Source organism: Streptomyces sp. NPDC055632, assembly GCF_053618675.1.
The window spans coordinates 256,706-271,721 of sequence record NZ_JBSHHY010000007.1 but is presented as its reverse complement, the minus strand read 5'-3'; the positions used below and the strand labels follow the sequence as shown (position 1 = coordinate 271,721).

General features: G+C 75.4%; 15 protein-coding genes and 1 other RNA gene. 7 read left to right on the top strand and 9 right to left on the bottom strand.

Going from position 1 to position 15,016, the window contains the following annotated elements; genetic code table 11:
- Window positions 1-40: 40 nt before the first annotated feature.
- The 3 genes from ACWGSR_RS13390 to rnpB form a co-directional block, all read right to left on the bottom strand.
- Window positions 41-364 (bottom strand): nuclear transport factor 2 family protein, encoded by a 324-nt coding sequence (locus ACWGSR_RS13390; protein ID WP_376241606.1) that lies wholly within the window; start codon window positions 362-364, stop codon window positions 41-43.
- A 175-nt stretch (window positions 365-539) separates the two neighbouring features.
- Window positions 540-725 (bottom strand): antitoxin, encoded by a 186-nt coding sequence (locus tag ACWGSR_RS13385; protein ID WP_376241608.1) that lies wholly within the window; start codon window positions 723-725, stop codon window positions 540-542.
- Window positions 726-863: 138 nt separating this feature from the next.
- Window positions 864-1,262: RNase P RNA component class A (gene rnpB / locus ACWGSR_RS13380), an RNA gene on the bottom strand.
- A gap of 79 nt (window positions 1,263-1,341) precedes the next feature.
- Here rnpB and ACWGSR_RS13375 point away from each other — a divergent pair.
- Together ACWGSR_RS13375 and ACWGSR_RS13370 are read left to right on the top strand one after the other, a co-directional pair.
- Window positions 1,342-2,109, top strand: a complete 768-nt coding sequence (locus ACWGSR_RS13375) for a MerR family transcriptional regulator (protein WP_453566177.1) — start codon at window positions 1,342-1,344, stop codon at window positions 2,107-2,109.
- A 257-nt stretch (window positions 2,110-2,366) separates the two neighbouring features.
- Window positions 2,367-3,218: a hypothetical protein gene (locus tag ACWGSR_RS13370; RefSeq protein WP_453566175.1), complete on the top strand. Its 852-nt coding sequence runs from the start codon at window positions 2,367-2,369 to the stop codon at window positions 3,216-3,218.
- Here the strand turns inward: ACWGSR_RS13370 and ACWGSR_RS13365 are convergent.
- A complete protein-coding gene (locus ACWGSR_RS13365) occupies window positions 3,163-4,605 on the bottom strand; it encodes an RNB domain-containing ribonuclease (RefSeq protein ID WP_376241614.1) in 1,443 nt (480 codons plus the stop codon). The two genes, ACWGSR_RS13370 and ACWGSR_RS13365, sit on opposite strands and share 56 nt — an antisense overlap.
- Window positions 4,606-4,890: 285 nt before the next feature.
- On the opposite strand from ACWGSR_RS13365, the gene yaaA reads away from it, so the two are divergent.
- Both yaaA and eda read left to right on the top strand, forming a co-directional pair.
- Window positions 4,891-5,658: a peroxide stress protein YaaA gene (gene yaaA / locus ACWGSR_RS13360; protein WP_376241616.1), complete on the top strand. Its 768-nt coding sequence runs from the start codon at window positions 4,891-4,893 to the stop codon at window positions 5,656-5,658.
- A 145-nt stretch (window positions 5,659-5,803) separates the two neighbouring features.
- Window positions 5,804-6,445, top strand: a complete 642-nt coding sequence (gene eda, locus ACWGSR_RS13355) for a bifunctional 4-hydroxy-2-oxoglutarate aldolase/2-dehydro-3-deoxy-phosphogluconate aldolase (protein WP_376241618.1) — start codon at window positions 5,804-5,806, stop codon at window positions 6,443-6,445.
- Here eda and ACWGSR_RS13350 read toward each other — a convergent pair.
- The 4 genes from ACWGSR_RS13350 to ACWGSR_RS13335 all read right to left on the bottom strand — a co-directional run bounded on the left by ACWGSR_RS13350 (window position 6,432) and on the right by ACWGSR_RS13335 (window position 10,371).
- A complete protein-coding gene (locus ACWGSR_RS13350) occupies window positions 6,432-7,244 on the bottom strand; it encodes a GNAT family N-acetyltransferase (RefSeq protein WP_453566171.1) in 813 nt (270 codons plus the stop codon). The two genes, eda and ACWGSR_RS13350, sit on opposite strands and share 14 nt — an antisense overlap.
- Window positions 7,245-7,307: 63 nt before the next feature.
- The gene (locus tag ACWGSR_RS13345) at window positions 7,308-8,810 is read right to left on the bottom strand and encodes a bifunctional RNase H/acid phosphatase (protein ID WP_453566169.1); all 1,503 of its coding nucleotides are present in this window, start codon (window positions 8,808-8,810) and stop codon (window positions 7,308-7,310) included.
- On the bottom strand, window positions 8,810-9,553 hold the full coding sequence (locus ACWGSR_RS13340; RefSeq protein ID WP_376241683.1) for a zinc ribbon domain-containing protein: 744 nt from the start codon (window positions 9,551-9,553) through the stop codon (window positions 8,810-8,812). The genes ACWGSR_RS13345 and ACWGSR_RS13340 overlap by 1 nt, the downstream gene beginning before the upstream one ends.
- Window positions 9,550-10,371 (bottom strand): Nif3-like dinuclear metal center hexameric protein, encoded by an 822-nt coding sequence (locus tag ACWGSR_RS13335; protein ID WP_453566166.1) that lies wholly within the window; start codon window positions 10,369-10,371, stop codon window positions 9,550-9,552. The genes ACWGSR_RS13340 and ACWGSR_RS13335 overlap by 4 nt, the downstream gene beginning before the upstream one ends.
- A 321-nt stretch (window positions 10,372-10,692) precedes the next feature.
- Between ACWGSR_RS13335 and ACWGSR_RS13330 the strand changes: the two genes are divergently transcribed.
- Window positions 10,693-11,865: a hypothetical protein gene (locus ACWGSR_RS13330; protein ID WP_453566164.1), complete on the top strand. Its 1,173-nt coding sequence runs from the start codon at window positions 10,693-10,695 to the stop codon at window positions 11,863-11,865.
- Window positions 11,866-12,189: 324 nt separating this feature from the next.
- Here the strand turns inward: ACWGSR_RS13330 and ACWGSR_RS13325 are convergent, their stop codons facing one another.
- On the bottom strand, window positions 12,190-13,044 hold the full coding sequence (locus tag ACWGSR_RS13325; RefSeq protein ID WP_453566161.1) for a MaoC/PaaZ C-terminal domain-containing protein: 855 nt from the start codon (window positions 13,042-13,044) through the stop codon (window positions 12,190-12,192).
- A gap of 234 nt (window positions 13,045-13,278) precedes the next feature.
- On the opposite strand from ACWGSR_RS13325, the gene ACWGSR_RS13320 reads away from it, so the two are divergent.
- Window positions 13,279-14,295 (top strand): ABC transporter ATP-binding protein, encoded by a 1,017-nt coding sequence (locus ACWGSR_RS13320; RefSeq protein WP_453566158.1) that lies wholly within the window; start codon window positions 13,279-13,281, stop codon window positions 14,293-14,295.
- Window positions 14,292-15,011, top strand: a complete 720-nt coding sequence (locus ACWGSR_RS13315) for an ABC transporter permease (RefSeq protein ID WP_453566155.1) — start codon at window positions 14,292-14,294, stop codon at window positions 15,009-15,011. The genes ACWGSR_RS13320 and ACWGSR_RS13315 overlap by 4 nt, the downstream gene beginning before the upstream one ends.
- The last annotated feature ends 5 nt before the right edge of the window (window positions 15,012-15,016 follow it).

Below are 15,016 nucleotides of genomic sequence, written 5' to 3'. Positions count from 1 at the left end.
GGCGGGGAGCCCCGCCGGACCACCGGCCCCTCCGCCCTTCCTACGCCTGTCCGGTCTCGAACCGGGCGATCCGCCCGTCCTCGACGGTGAAGCGCCAGCGGGTCCGCATCTCGCCCCAGGTGTCGTTGCGGTAGCGGGCGACGAGGTCGCGCCCGTCGGCCTTCTGGGACTCGACCTCCATGTGACCGCGCGAGGAGAAGACCTCCTTCTCGGTCCACTCGTCGAGGTTCCGCTCGGAACCGTCGTCGGACATGGTGGCACCGGGCGTGAGGGCCGCCCGGAAGGCCTCCTGGTCGTTGGCGTTGAGGGCCGCGACGAAGGCGCGCACGGCCGGGTCGGAGAGCTGCTCCACGGGAATGGTCATGCCCTACCCGTACACCGCCCGCCCCGCCGACCCCCCGGAACCGGGCCGCACCCCCGGCGTGTCAGCGAGCGGGCTGGGCCACCTGGGCGAGCGGAGAAACGGTCCGGCCCGGCGGCTCGTGCCGCCGGGCCGGGGCCGACCTGTCGGTGGGGCGGCACGTCGCCGTGCCCCTCCCTCACTGGGGCGGCGTGTCCTGATCACGGCCCATCTGCCGCTTGAGCCTGTCCTGGGCCGTGTCGACCTGGCCGCTGTACTTGCCCCGACTCTTCTCGTCGACGACGTCCCCCGCCTTGTCGACGCCCTTTCCGGCCTGGTCCTCGTGGCCCTTGAGCGCCTGCTTGAGCTTGTCCAGCATCGACATCGCGGTACTCCTCGAAGTCTGTCCGGCAACGGGCACCTCCAAGGGTCCCCCTTCACGGCCCCGGCCGCATCCGCGCAGCCAGAGACTTCAAGAAGAAGGGCCCTGACCTGCGGTTTCGCGGTCAAGGGCCCTGAGGGGCAGACGAGTCGGGCTGTACGCCGGGTTCTGTCCCCCGGGACCTCGCGGTCGTCGGGGCGACGGCCATCCATCTAGGACCGGCGTTGCCGCCGGCCTCCTGCGGTCTACCCGCGGACTCGGGCGAGCAGCCCTCGAACATCCGCGCAGGGACACCGGGGTGTCCCCTCTTGACCTTGCTCCGAGTGGGGTTTACCTAGCCGCCTGAGTCGCCTCAGGCGCTGGTGGTCTCTTACACCACCGTTTCACCCTTACCGAGGACCGAGGTCCCCGGCGGTCTGTTTTCTGTGGCACTGTCCCGCGGGTCACCCCGGGTGGCCGTTAGCCACCACCCTGCTCTGTGGAGCCCGGACGTTCCTCGGGAGGATCCGAAGATCCCCACGCGGCCGCCCGCCCGGCTCGTCTGCCGTGCCGACCATGCTACCCGCCGCGCCGGCCCCTGCTTGACCCTGCCGCAGCGTCAGGGTTTCTACTGGGCCCCATGCGTATCGGCGAGATCGCCGCCCTGGTCGGGGTCACCCCCCGGGCCGTGCGGCACTACCACCAGTCCGGGCTGCTGCCCGAGCCCGCGCGGCGGGCCAACGGGTACCGGGAGTACGGCGTCCGGGACGCCGTCCTGCTCGCCCGGATCCGACGCCTCACCGAGCTGGGGCTCGGCCTCGACGAGGTGCGGGACGTGCTCGCGGGCGACGAGGGGCGCGGGCTCGTGGAGGTCCTGGAGGAGCTGGCCGACGACCTCGCCCGGCAGGAGGCCGTGCTGCGGGAGCGGCGGAAACGGCTCGCCGCCCTCCTGGAGGACGCCCGCGCCGGGCGGCTGCCCGCCGACGGGCCCGTCTCGCCGGAGTTCGCCTCGCTCCTGGCCGGTCTGGGCGAGCTGCCCGCGTCCCCCATGGCCGTGAAGGACCGGCAGGTCCTCGCCCTGCTCGACGCGGTCGTGCCGGAGGAGGACCGGGCGCGCCTGATGGAGTCCCTGCGCGGGGCGGCCTCGTCCGCGCACGAGGTGTACGCGCTCTTCGACGCCCTGGAGGACGCCGCGCCGGACGATCCCCGCGTGGACGGGGCCGCCCGGGTGCTCGCGGACTCCCTGGCGGACGTGCCCGGGGTCGAGCTGCCGGAGGGCACGGCGGACGGACGCGACTCCGGCCTCCTCCTCGCCGACGCCGTCTTCGCGGACCTCTCCCCCGCCCAGGAGGCGGCGGTACGCCTCGCGGTACGGCTCGTCCGGGAACGACAGGAGGGGACCTCGTGACGTCCGCGCGTCCGCGCCGGGGACGGCAGGGGGACCCTGTGCCGGCCGTGCGTCCGCTCCGGGACCGGCGGAAGGAAACCCGTGCCGTCCGTACGTCCGCGCCGGGACCGGCGGAAGGAAACCCCGTGACGTCCCTGCGCCCCCTCCGGGACCGGCGGAAGGAAACCCCGTGACGTCCCTGCGCCCCCTCCGGGACCGGCGGAAGGAAACCCCGTGACGTCCGTGCGCCCCCTCCGGGACCAACGGAAGGAAACCCCGTGACGTCCGTGCGCCCCCTCCGGCTCCTCGCCTGCGCCGTCCTCCCCCTCGAACTCGTCCTCGTCGTCTGCCTCGCCGGCGGCGTACGGATACCCGCCCCCGTCCTCGGCCTCGTCGAGGTCCTCGTGGCGGGACTCCTCCTCGTCGAGTGCCTCGCCTATCTGCGGCTGCGGCGGAGCGGGCTCTCGCGGCGGGACGCCGTGGCGGAGCTGGTGCCCGAGCCCGTGCTGCGGCTCCTCGGGCACGAGCTGCGGCTGCTGGCGAGCCTGGGGCGGTGGGTCGCGCGCCGACCGCACGGGACCGCCGGCGCGGACGGCGTCTTCCCGCACGCCCGCGACCAGGCGGCACTGATGTACGGCTTCGCGTTCGTCTGCGTGGTCGAGACCGTCGGCATGTCGTACCTGCTCGCCCGCTGGCCCGTCGTCCACGGGATCGTCCTCTTCCTGGACGTCTACACCGTGCTCTTCGTCCTCGGTCTGCACGCCGCCTCCGCGACCCGCCCGCACGTCCTCGCCGGGGACGTCCTGCGGCTGCGGCAGGCCGCCCACGTCGACCTGCGGATCCCGCTCGACCGCATCGCGTCCGTACGGCGCGAGACGCTGTTCTCCCACGGGAAGGCCGACGGCGAGCTGAACCTCGCCGTCGGCGCGCAGACCTCCGTCACCGTCGAGCTGACCGAACCGGTCGACGCGCCCCGGCTGTTCGGCGCGCCCCGGCCCGTACGGGTCGTCAGGGTCCACGCCGACGACCCGCAAGCCCTGTACAAGGCGGTGAACGAGGCGGTGAACGAGGCGCTCACGCGGGCGCGAACAGCACCTTCGCCCGGCCCGGGTCCGCTTCCGCGAGTCTGACCCGCAGCCACTCCCCCAGCGGCAGTTCGGACCCGCCGCCCGCGATCCGGGCGACCACCGCCGGGTCGTCCAGGTGGACGGTCCCGGTGGACGGTTCGCGCTCCTTGACGTCGATCACGTACGCGTCGAAGACCTCTCCGATCCGGTCCTTCAGGAGCGCCGCCTCGACGGTGTCGACGCTCTCGCGCTCGACGGCGTTGGCGCGGCGCGAGCCCGCGGCCATCTCGTCGGGGAGCGCGGGCAGCGCGGCCCGCACCCACTCGGGCGGCTCGTCCCCGGCCACCGCCGCCACGCACAGCTCGCTCGCGTACCGGTCGACGAGCCGGCGCAGCGGGGCGGTGCAGTGGGTGTACTCGTCGGCGACGGCGGCGTGCACGGCCGGGTCGGGGACGTGGCCGTCGGTGAAGACGGTGTACCCGGCGCCGCGCAGGAGGGTGGTGCACTCCTGGAGGAAGGCGGCGTGGCGCGGGTTCGACGGGTCGGCGGAGCGGACGACGTCGGCGTACGGGACGTGGTGCGGCCAGTCGACGCCGAGGGCCTGCGCGGAGCGGCGCAGCCGGGCCACGGCGCCGTCGGGCGCGGTGGGGAGGGTGCGCAGGACGCCGGTGCCGGCGGCGGTCATCAGGTCGGCGGCGGCCATGCCGGTGAGCAGGGAGATCTGCGCGTTCCAGCTCTCGGAGGGGAACGGGGCCCGGTAGACGAGGTCGTAGCCGTGGTCCCGTTCGACGATCTCCTGCTCGGGGACGTCGAGGGAGATCCCGCCGCGCTCGATCTCGATGGCCTCGCGCAGGCGTCCGATCTCGCGCAGCAGGGCGACGGGCTCCTCGGCGGTGCCGGAGTCGAGCTGCCGCTGCACGCCCGCGTAGTCGAGCTTGGCGCGGCTGCGGACGAGGGCGCGGCGGACGTCGGTGGCGACCCTGCGCCCCTCGGCGTCGAGGTCGATCCGCCACAGCACGGCGGGACGGACCTCGCCGGGGAGGAGGCTGGCGGCGCCCTCGGAGAGGACGGCGGGGTGGAGGGGGACCTTGCCGTCGGGGAAGTAGAGGGTGAGGACCCGGCGGTGGGCCTCGGCGTCGAGCGCGGAGCCGGGCGCGACGAAGGCGGCGACGTCGGCGATGGCGTAGTGGACGCGGTAGCCGCCGTCGGCCCTGCGGGCCAGGTGCACGGCCTGGTCGAGGTCGGTGGAGGAGGGCGGGTCGACGGTGAAGAAGGGCAGGTCGGTGGCGTCGTGCGCGGGGAGCCGGGGCTCCTTCGCGGCGGCCTCGGCCTCGGCGAGGACGGCGGGCGGGAAGTCGTCGGGGATCGCGAGCTCGGTACGGAGTGCGCGCAGGGCGGCCCGCAGCGGAGCCTCGGCTGCGCCGGTCACGTGTATGGGGCGGCGGGGCATGGACCGAGCGTAGGGGGCGGGGGCGGGTCCGTCATTTCGGCGCGGCTCCGCGATCCGGCGGCGCGCTGCGGGCCGGCGGCGCTCCATGGGCCGGCGCGGGTCCGTAGGCCGACGCGGGTCCATGGTCCGGCGCGGGTCCATGGGCTGACGCGGGCCCGTGGTCCGACGCGGCTCCATGGTCCGGCGGCCCCCCGTGGGCCGGCCGCGCCTGCGGGCCCGCCGCGCTTTGTAGGCTGGGCGGCCGGGGCCGCACCCCCACCCCCGTCCGTACGAAGGAGAACCACCGTGCTCGTGCTGCTGCCGCCCTCCGAAGGCAAGGCTCCGTCGGGGAGCGGGGCGCCCCTCAAGCCGGAGTCGCTGTCCCTGCCGGGGCTCGCGGAGGCGCGGGCGGCGGTCCTGGACGAGTTGGTCGAGCTGTGCGCCGCCGACGAGGAGAAGGCCCGCGAGGTGCTCGGCCTGAGCGAGGGGCTGCGCGGCGAGGTCGCGAAGAACGCCGAGCTGCGGACGGCCGGCGCGCGCCCGGCCGGGGAGGTCTACACCGGCGTCCTGTACGACGCGCTCGGCCTGGCGACCCTGGACGCGGCGGCCCGGGAGCGGGCCGGGGACGCGCTCCTGGTGTTCTCCGGCCTGTGGGGCGCGGTGCGGGTGACCGACCGCATCCCGTCGTACCGCTGCTCGATGGGGATCAAGCTGCCGGGCCTCGGCGCGCTCGGCGCGCACTGGCGGGGCCCGATGGCCTCCGTGCTGCCCGAGGCGGCCGGGGACGGCCTCGTCCTGGACCTGCGCTCGTCGGCGTACGCGACGGCGTGGCGGCCGAAGGGCGGGGTGGCGGCGCGGACGGCGACGGTGCGGGTGCTGCACGCGCCGACCCGGAAGGTGGTCAGCCACTTCAACAAGGCGACGAAGGGCCGGATCGTGCGGAGCCTCTTGGAGGCGGGCGCGGAGCCGGGCTCCCCGGCGGAGCTGGTGGAGGCGCTGCGGGACCTGCGGTACGTGGTGGAGGAGGGCGGCAAGGCGGGGGCGCTCGACGTCCTGGTGGACGAGATCCACTGAGAGGCCACTGAGAGGCCGCCGAGAGGCTGTTGAGAGGCTGCCGCGAGGTGGCCGAGAGGCCGTGGTGAGCGGCGCCCACCGGGATACTGTTGCACTCCGCGCAACGCTCGTTGCGGGTGACGCTCACGCTCGTCAGGATGAGCCCATGACGAGCGTGTTCGACCTTGCCCCGCAAGCCCCCGTCGTCCCCGTGGTGGTGATCGAGGACGCCGCCGACGCGGTTCCCCTGGCCCGCGCCCTGGTGGCCGGCGGGCTGCCGCTGATCGAGGTCACCCTGCGCACCCCGGCCGCGCTCGACGCCCTGCGGGCGATCGCGGACGGGGTGCCGGGGGCGGTCGTCGGCGCCGGGACCGTCGTCTCGGCGGCCGGGGTCGCGGACGCGGTCGGCGCCGGGGCCAGGTTCCTGGTCAGCCCCGGCTGGACCGGACGGCTGCTCGGCGCGATGCGGGAGTCGGGCGTGCCCTTCCTGCCGGGGGTCTCGACGGTCTCGGAGGTCGTGGCACTGCTCGAACGGGGCGTGGACGCCATGAAGTTCTTCCCGGCGGAGGCGGCGGGCGGCGTCCCGTACCTGAAGTCCCTCGCGGGCCCGCTCCCGCAGGCCCGCTTCTGCCCGACCGGCGGCGTCTCGCCCGCCTCCGCCCCCGCCTACCTCGCCCTGCCGAACGTCGGCTGCGTCGGCGGTACGTGGATGCTGCCGCCCGACGCCCTCGCGGCCCGCGACTGGGCCCGGATCGAGGCCCTCGCGCGCGAGGCGGCGGCGCTGCGGACGCCGGTCAGCGGCCGGTGACCTCCGCCGTGAGGTGGTCGGTCACCGGCCGGTAGCCGAGCCGCCGGTACAGGGCGTTGCTGGTGGGGTTGGCCAGGTCCGTGAAGAGCAGGACCTGCGCGGCCCCGGCGTCCCCGGCGGCGCGACCGGCGGCGGCGGTGACCCCGGCGGCGTACCCGCGTCCGCGGGCGGCGGGCGGGGTGTAGACGAAGTGGACGCGGGACTGGCCCTCGATCACGGGCGAGAAGCACGCCATGGAGACGGGCCGTCCGTCAGCCCCTTCCCAGAGGAGCATCCGGCCGTCGGAGATCCGCTCCGTGACGGGTCCGGTCCAGTCCTTCCCCGGCTCCTCGCCGATGTCGCGGACGAACTCCCGCGCCCAGGCGGCGGCGAGCGGTACGTCGGCCGTGGTGGCGACGCGGGCGCGCCCGGCGGGGGCCGGGTCCGGCGGGGTGAGCGTCCCGAGCCGGAAGAGCCGCATCCGGACGGTGGGGGTCCAGGGGCGGCCGGTGGCCTCCGCGAACGCCTCGACGGCCGCCGTCTCGCCCCGTACGACCGCCGGTCCTCCGTTCCCGGGGAGGTCCGGCGAGGAGGCGAGCGCGCGGGCCGCCTCCGGCGTCACCGTCCCGAAGGTCGGCTCCCCCGGCGCGGCCACCACGAGCACCCCGGTGACCCGCCCGTCCGGCCCGGTCCACCAGCCGAGCCGTCCGGCCGTGTCCACGAGCGTGAGGAGGCCGGTGTTGCGGGCGGGCTCGGCGGACAGCAGGGAGCCGGCCGCCGCGCGGAAGACGGCGGGGTCCTCGGTGAAGTGCCAGGTCATGGACGGTGATGGTGGTACGGGGGCGGCCCTCCCCGCCACCCGTTTTCCATCGTCCCCGCCGCCCTACCGGAGGTGCGAGGTGTCGTTGAGGAGGCGTACCGAGGCGTTGCCGTCCGCGTAGTAGGCGACGGCCGAGATCGAGGCGGCCGACAGCTCCATGCGGAACAGGGACTCCGGCGGGGCGCCGAGGGCGAGCCGGACCAGGGTCTTGATCGGCGTGACGTGGGTGACGAGGAGGACGGTGCGGCCCGCGTGGGCGGCGGTCAGCCGGTCCCGGGCCGCGGCGACGCGCCGGGAGACGGTCGCGAAGCTCTCCCCGCCGCCGGTCGGCGCGGCCTTCGGGGAGGCGAGCCAGGCGTCGAGGTCCTCGGGGTACCGCTCGCGGACCTCGCCGAAGGTCAGCCCCTCCCAGGCGCCGAAGTCGGTCTCCCGCAGGCCCTGTTCGATCCGCACGTCGAGCCCGAGGCGGGCGGCGACGGCGGCGGCGGTCTGGCGGCAGCGGGTCAGGGGCGAGCTGACGATCTCCTGGATCGTGCCCCGGGCGGCGAGCGCCGCGGCCACGGCCTCGGCCTGCCGCAGCCCGGCCGCCGACAGCTCGGGGTCGGTCCCGCCGCTCCCGGAGAACCGCTTCTCGGGCGTGAGCGCGGTCTCCCCGTGCCGCAGCAGCACGAAGGTCGCGGGCGCTCCCATGTCGGGCGCTCCCCAGCCCTGCTGGGAGGTGCCCTGCGGCTGTACGGAGGCGGGGGCGTCGGCCCGGGTGGCTCCGGTGGCACGGGCCGCGGCAGCCGTGCCGGCCGCGTGGCCCGTCGGCGCCAGGGCGCCGGCCTCGGCCTCGAAGTCGCCCGAGGCGACCGGGGTGGACGAGGTCGCGGTGGCGTCCTCGGCGGCGAACAGGCCGTCGTCCGCGGTCGGCCAGGCACCCGCGCCCGCGCTCGTACCCGTGCTCGCGCCCGTACCGGCGCCGGCCGTCGCCGGACCGGAGGTCCCGGACGTCCCGGCGGCCGGGGAGCCGGACAGCGCCGCCCTCGCCCGGGCCGCTCCCGCCCGCGCGTCGCCGGGCGGGCCCGACGGCGGCGGGGTGGCGGCGGCGTTGCGGGCGGCCGAGGCGTCCAGGGCCGCCGTGGAGCCGGACGGCTCCCACCGGCGCCCGAGCCGCCCCGCGTCCATCGCCTCGTTCGCCAGCCGGTCCGCGTGCTTGTTCCGCTCGCGCGGGATCCACTCGTAGCGGACGCGGCCCGCCGGGAAGACCCGGCCGGCCTCGGCCGCGAGCGGCTTCATGTCCGGGTGCTTGATCTTCCAGCGGCCGGACATCTGCTCGACGACCAGCTTGGAGTCCATGCGGACGTGGACGGTGGCGTCCGGGAAGAGCTCCCGGGCCGCCTTGAGGCCCGCGACCAGGCCCTTGTACTCGGCGACGTTGTTCGTCGCCACACCGATGTACTCGGCGGCCTCGGCGAGCGTCTCGCCCGTCGCCGCGTCCAGGACCACGGCCCCGTACCCGGCGGGCCCCGGGTTGCCCCGGGAACCCCCGTCCGCCTCGACGACGAGCTCGCGCGCGGAGGTCATTACAGGCCGGACTCCGAGGTGCGGACGAGGATCCGGCGGCAGTTCTCGCACCGGACGACCGTGTCCCTGGCGGCGGCGCGGACCTCGTTCAGCTCGGTGATGTTGAGCTCGATGTGGCAGCCCTCGCACTTGCGCTGGTAGAGCCGGGCCGCGCCCACGCCGCCCTGCTGCTCGCGCAGCTTCTCGTACAGCTTGAGCAGGTCGGCCGGGACCGAGCCCGCGACGAGCTCGCGCTCCTTGGTGACGGAGGCGGTCTCGGCGTCCAGCTCGGCCTGGGCGGCGTCGCGGCGGGCGGTGGCGTCGTCGGTCTTGGCCTGGACGGCGGAGACCCGCTCGGTCAGCTCGGCGAGGCGCTCCTGGACCGACTCGCGGCGCTCCATGACCTCCAGGACGATCTCCTCCAGGTCGCCCTGGCGCTTGGCGAGGGAGACGATCTCGCGCTGGAGGTTCTCCAGGTCCTTCGGGGAGGAGACGGCGCCGGAGTCGAGGCGCTGCTGGTCGCGCGCGGCGCGCTGGCGGACCTGGTCGACGTCCTGCTCGGCCTTGGTCTGCTCGCGGCCGCAGTCGCTCTCCTCGGTCTGCGCGGCGACGAGCAGGTCGCGCAGCTGGTTGAGGTCCTTGCTGAGCGCCTCGATCTCGGCGTGCTCGGGCAGCGAGCGGCGCTTGTGGGCGAGCTGCTGGAGGCGGGTGTCCAGGGCCTGGACGTCGAGGAGGCGGATCTGGTCGGCGGGCGCGGCGTTCAGTTGGGGGCTCCAGGAGAAGAGGTGTGGTGGGAGGACCAGGGGTCGGTGACCGTCTTCGAGACGTGGACGCGGAGGTCCCAGCCGTGACGGTCGGAGATCGCGTCGAGCTGCGCGGCGGCCTGCTCGCACCAGGGCCACTCGGTGGCCCAGTGGGCGGCGTCGACCAGGCCCAGCGGAGTGCGCTGGGTGGCCTCGGAGACGGGGTGGTGGCGCAGGTCGGAGGTGAGGAAGGCGTCCACGCCCGCGGCGCGCACGGCGTCGAAGAGGCTGTCGCCGGAGCCGCCGCTGACGGCGACCCGGCGCACGAGCATGCCGGGGTCGCCGGCGACCCGGACGCCCTGCGCGGTGGCGGGCAGCCGCGCGGCGGCGCGGGCGGCGAACTCGGCGAGGGTCTCCGGGCGGTCGAGCTCGCAGATCCGGCCGAGGCCGTTCTCGGGGACGAGCGGGCCGGTGACGCGCAGGTCGAGGGCGCCGGCAAGGGCGTCGGAGACGCCGGGGTCGGCGGTGTCGGCGTTGGTGTGCGCGACGTGGAGGGCGATGTCGTTCTTGATGAGGTCGTGCACGACGCGGCCCTTGAAGTGGCCGGCCGCGACCGTCGTCGTACCGCGCAGGTAGAGCGGGTGGTGGGCGACGATCAGGTCGGCGCCGAGGGAGACGGCCTCGTCGACGATTTCCTGGACGGGGTCGACGGCGAAGAGGACGCGGCCGACCCGGGCGTCGGGATCGCCGCAGACGGTGCCGACGGCGTCCCACTGCTCGGCCCGGTCGGGCGGCCAGAGGGCGTCGAGCTCGGCGATGACTTCAGACAGACGGGGCACGGGGGAAAGGCTACCTGTCCCGCGTGCTCCACCGCCCTGGCCTGTGGACAACCCCGTCCGGGCCCCGGCCCCCTGTGGACGGCCCCGCCCCCCTGTGGACGGCCCCGCCCCTAGTACCGCCCCTGCCGCCACCCCACCACCGGAGCCCCCGAATCCACTTAGGCTCCCCTTACACGGGGTCACCGCCGGTCACTCCAGCACACCCGGCCGCTCCCGCTCGGCAGAACCGCCGGACGGCCACCCTTATGTGTGAAGTGAGCGGGCTCGTGTTGTTCGGCTGGAAGTGCGAAAACTAGCTTCGTCGCCGGAGGTGACGAGTCGATGACAGCGTGTGCCATCGAGACGACGGCCGAGGACGACGACCACGAAGGGAAGCAGGGCGGGAGCGGCGGCCGGCCGACGGGGTTCACGACCACGGCGAACGGCGCGTACGCGGCCAGGCTCGCGGGCGTCGGGGACGCCCTGTACGTGGAGAGGTGGACCCTCGACGGCCCGGAGCCGTACGCCGTGCCGCTCCCCCTCGACCAGCCGGAGGAGCCGCACACCCAGCTCCTGCCCCTCGCGGACGGCCGGGTCCTCGTCTGCCGCCGCGTGGACGGGCGGCGGAACTCCTTCTCCCTGCTCTACCCGACCGGCCCGGCCACCGGGGAGCTCCGGCTCGGCTCGGTGGAGGCGCCCGGCTCCGAGGCCCTCGTCCTGCTCCCGCCCTCGCCGGACGGCATCTGCGCGTACGCGATGTGCGTCGGCCCCGAGAGCACGACGCTGTGGCTGGTGGCGGGCGGGGCCTTCGGCCCCGAGCAGGTGGCGGAGGTCGGGGGCCGCTGCTCGGGCGGGGTGTGGCTGGACCGCACGGGCCGGATGCTCGCCCTGGACCGGCGGCTCGGCGACGGGCCCGTGAAGGCGGTCGCCGTGGACCTGGAGCGGGGCGGGGAGGTGACGCCGCTGCTCCAGATCACCGAGGAGAGCGACGACCGGCTGCTGCTCGCGGACCCGGACAGCGGGCTGCTCCTGATCCGCTCCGACGCGCCGTCGCCGGGCCACGACCGGCTCGGCTGGGGCGTCCTCGGCAGTCTGCTCCCGGTGCGCTTCCCGGACTGCCTGCGGCTCGACGACGCGGCGGTGACGCCGTTCGCCGTGCAGCCGGGTCAGGTGCTCATGCCGGAGGGCTGCGCGGTGGCGCTGCGGATCGACGCGGCGGCCGGGAGCTGGGTGGGGACCTGGCGGCCCTCGTCCCGCCGGATGGACCAACTGGCGGTCCCGCAGGGCTGGCTGGCGGGCGCGGGCCTGTGGACGCCCGGGGGCGTCCTGCGGCTGCCGTACGCGGCGCCGGGGACGCCGTGCGGGCTCGCGGCCCTGGAGCCACCGCCCGAGCCGGACCCCGCGCCGGAGCCGGTGACGGTCCCCGAGGAACCCCGGGTGTGCCGCCCCGTACCGCTCCAGCAGGCTCCCCTCGCGGACGGCCGACCCGCCGACCAGGGCCCGCCCCGACCCTGATCCGCCGGACACGCCCTGCGTCCTGCCCCGCCCCGATCCGCCGGACAGGCCCTAGACTTTCGGGCCGCACGGCAAGATCGATTCCTACGGGGTGAGTTGCAGCATGTCGGAGACAAGCACGGAGGGTACAGAGTCGCACGGCTCCGGGCGGCATCGTGGTGAGGCCTCGCCGGCGGAGGACTCCTCGTCCTCGCCGCACGGCCGCCACCGCCGCGAACCCGAAGCGCAGTGACCGGGCGCACGGGGTGAACCGGAGGGCCCCGGGGGAGACCCCGGGGCCCTCCCGCGTTCCCGGCCGCGCCCTCCGCCCCTTCCTCCGCCGCCCTACGCGTGCTCCACGAACGTGTCGGCGAGTACGGGGGCGTCGTCGCGTTCCGCCGCCGTGACCGTCGCCTGGGTGCCGCCCTCCACCGTCCACATCCGGATGCGCAGGGTCTCGCCGGGGAAGACGATCCCGGCGAAGCGGGTGCGGTACGCCCGGACGCGGGCGACGTCCCCGTCGAGCAGGGTGTCCACGACGGCCTTGAGGGTCATCCCGTAGGTGCAGAGGCCGTGCAGGATGGGCCGGTCGAAGCCGGCGAGGGCCGCGAACTCCGGGTCGGCGTGCAGCGGGTTCCAGTCGCCGGAGAGACGGTAGAGCAGGGCCTGCTCCTCGCGCACGTGCCGCTCCACGGTCCGGTCGGGCGCGCGGTCGGGCAGGACGAGCCGGTCGGAGGGGCCCCGGTCGCCGCCCCAGCCGCCCTCGCCGCGCACGAAGATCTGCGCGTCGCTCGTCCACAGCGGGCCGTCGGCGTCGGCGGTCTCGGAGCGCAGGACGAGGACGGCGGCCTTGCCCTTGTCGTGGACGGCGGCGACACGGGAGGTGGAGACGGCGCGCCCGCCGGTGGGCAGCGGGCGGTGGAGGGTGATCGACTGGGCTCCGTGCAGGACGGCCATGAGGTCGACGTCGACGCCGGGGGCGGAGAGTCCGTCGACGATCCCCATGCCGCCGCCCGCGACGGTGGCGAAGCTGGGCAGGACGTGGAGCCGGGACTCCAGGGTGTAGCGGAGTTCGGCGGGATCGGTGGCGGGCACGCCCGCGCCGAGGCCGAGGTGGTAGAGCTGGACGTCCCTGTGGTCCCAGGCGATCTCGGTGCTGCGGGGTTCGGCGGCGACGGCCTTGGCTGCGTCGATGGGCATCGGGCTGCTGCTCCTCACGCGGTCCCTCCGGAGCGAGGTCGCCCCGGAGCGGGGTCGTTCTGGAACGTGTTCCAGTTCGGTGGCCCCATGTATAGCCGAGGCGACGGGGCTTGGGAACCCTCGGTGACGGCACGTCAGCACCCCTACGGGGTCGCCCCCCAGGACATTTGTCACCGTCGGACGGGTACACAACGCCCTACCGGAGCGCCCCTCACTCTCCGTAACGTCGTGGTCATGAAGCAGCAGACGCGAGCGCAGCAGGACCCGGCCGGTGAGGCCGCGATCGTCTTCCGGGGCGCGACCAGGGCGTACGGCGCCGTCCGCGCCGCCGACGGACTCGACCTCACCGTCCGGCGGGGCGAGACCGTGGCCCTGCTGGGGCGCAACGGCGCGGGCAAGTCCACCGCCATAGGCCTGCTCCTCGGCCTCGACGAGCCCGACGGCGGGCGGGTCGAGCTCTTCGGCGGGCCCCCGGCCCGGGCCGTCGCGGCCGGGCGGGTCGGGGCGATGCTCCAGGAGGGCCGGCCGGTCCCCCGGGTCACGGTCCGCGAGCTCGTCGGCTTCGTCGCCCGCACCTACCCGGCCCCGATGCCGGTCGCGGAGGCCCTGGCGCTCGCCGGTCTGACCGGCCTCGCCGACCGCCGCGCGGACCGGCTCTCCGGCGGCCAGGCGCAGCGGGTCCGGTTCGCCGTGGCCCTCGTCGGGAACCCGGAGCTGATCGTCCTGGACGAGCCGACGGCCGCGCTCGACGTCGAGGCCCGGCAGGAGTTCTGGGAGGCGATGCGCGGCTACGCCCGCCGGGGCAACACCGTCCTGTTCTCCACCCACTACCTGGAGGAGGCCGACGCGCACGCGGACCGGATCGTCGTGCTCGACTCCGGCCGGGTCGCCGCCGACGGCACGAGCGAGCAGCTCAAGCGGGCGGTCGGCGGCAGCCTGGTCTCCTTCGACCTGGCCGTCGGCCCGACCGCCTGGCTCGACTCGCTGCCCGGCGTGACCTCGTACGAGGTCCGGGGCGACCGCGCCCGGCTGCGTACCGCCGACTCCGACGCGACGGTCCGGGCGCTCGCGGAGCGGGACGCGATCCGGGGCCTGGAGGTCGCCCCGGCCTCCCTGAACGACACCTTCCTCGCCCTCACCCGGAAGCCGCTCGCGGCCGGCGGGCCCGCGCCCGCGACGTCCGCAACGCCCACGACTCCCACGACGCCCACGACGCCCACGACCCCCGCAAGCCTGGAGACGACCCGATGATCACCGCGTACGTACGCCTGGAGGTGCGCCGCACCCTGCGCGACACCGGATTCGCGATCTCGACGATCGGCATCCCGGTGATGATGTACCTCCTCTTCACCAACCTCGGCACGGACGACGGCGCGTACCGGACGGCCGCGATGGTCGGCATGGCGGCGTACGGGGCGCTGGGCGCCGCGCTCTCCCTCGGGACCGGGGTCGCCGAGGACAAGTCCACCGGCTGGCTTCGGCAGTTGAGGATCACCCCGATGACGCCCCGCCAGGTGGTGGCGGGGCGGGCCCTGACCGGTTCGGTGGTCGTCCTGCCCGCCATCGCGGGGGTGCTGCTCGCGGGCGGGCTCGCCAACGGGGTGCGGATGGCGGCCTGGCAGTGGGTCACGGTCGCCGTCACGCTGTGGCTCGGTTCGCTCCCCTTCACGCTGCTCGGCATCGGCAACGGCTACCGGCTCACCGCCCAGACCACCGGCGCCGTGAACGTCGCCTGCAACCTGGGGCTCGCGGTCGTCGGCGGCCTGTGGTTCCCGGTCGTGCTCTTCCCCGACTGGCTCCGGACGCTCTCGGAGTACACGCCGACGAACCGCTTCGCGGAGCTGGGCGTGGCGGTGACGGACGGACGGGCCCCGGGGGCGGCGGCCCTCGCGGTGCTCGCCGGGTGGGCGGCGCTGTTCGGCGCGTACGCGGCGGTCTCGTACCGTCGTTCGGCACGGACGGCGTGACGGAC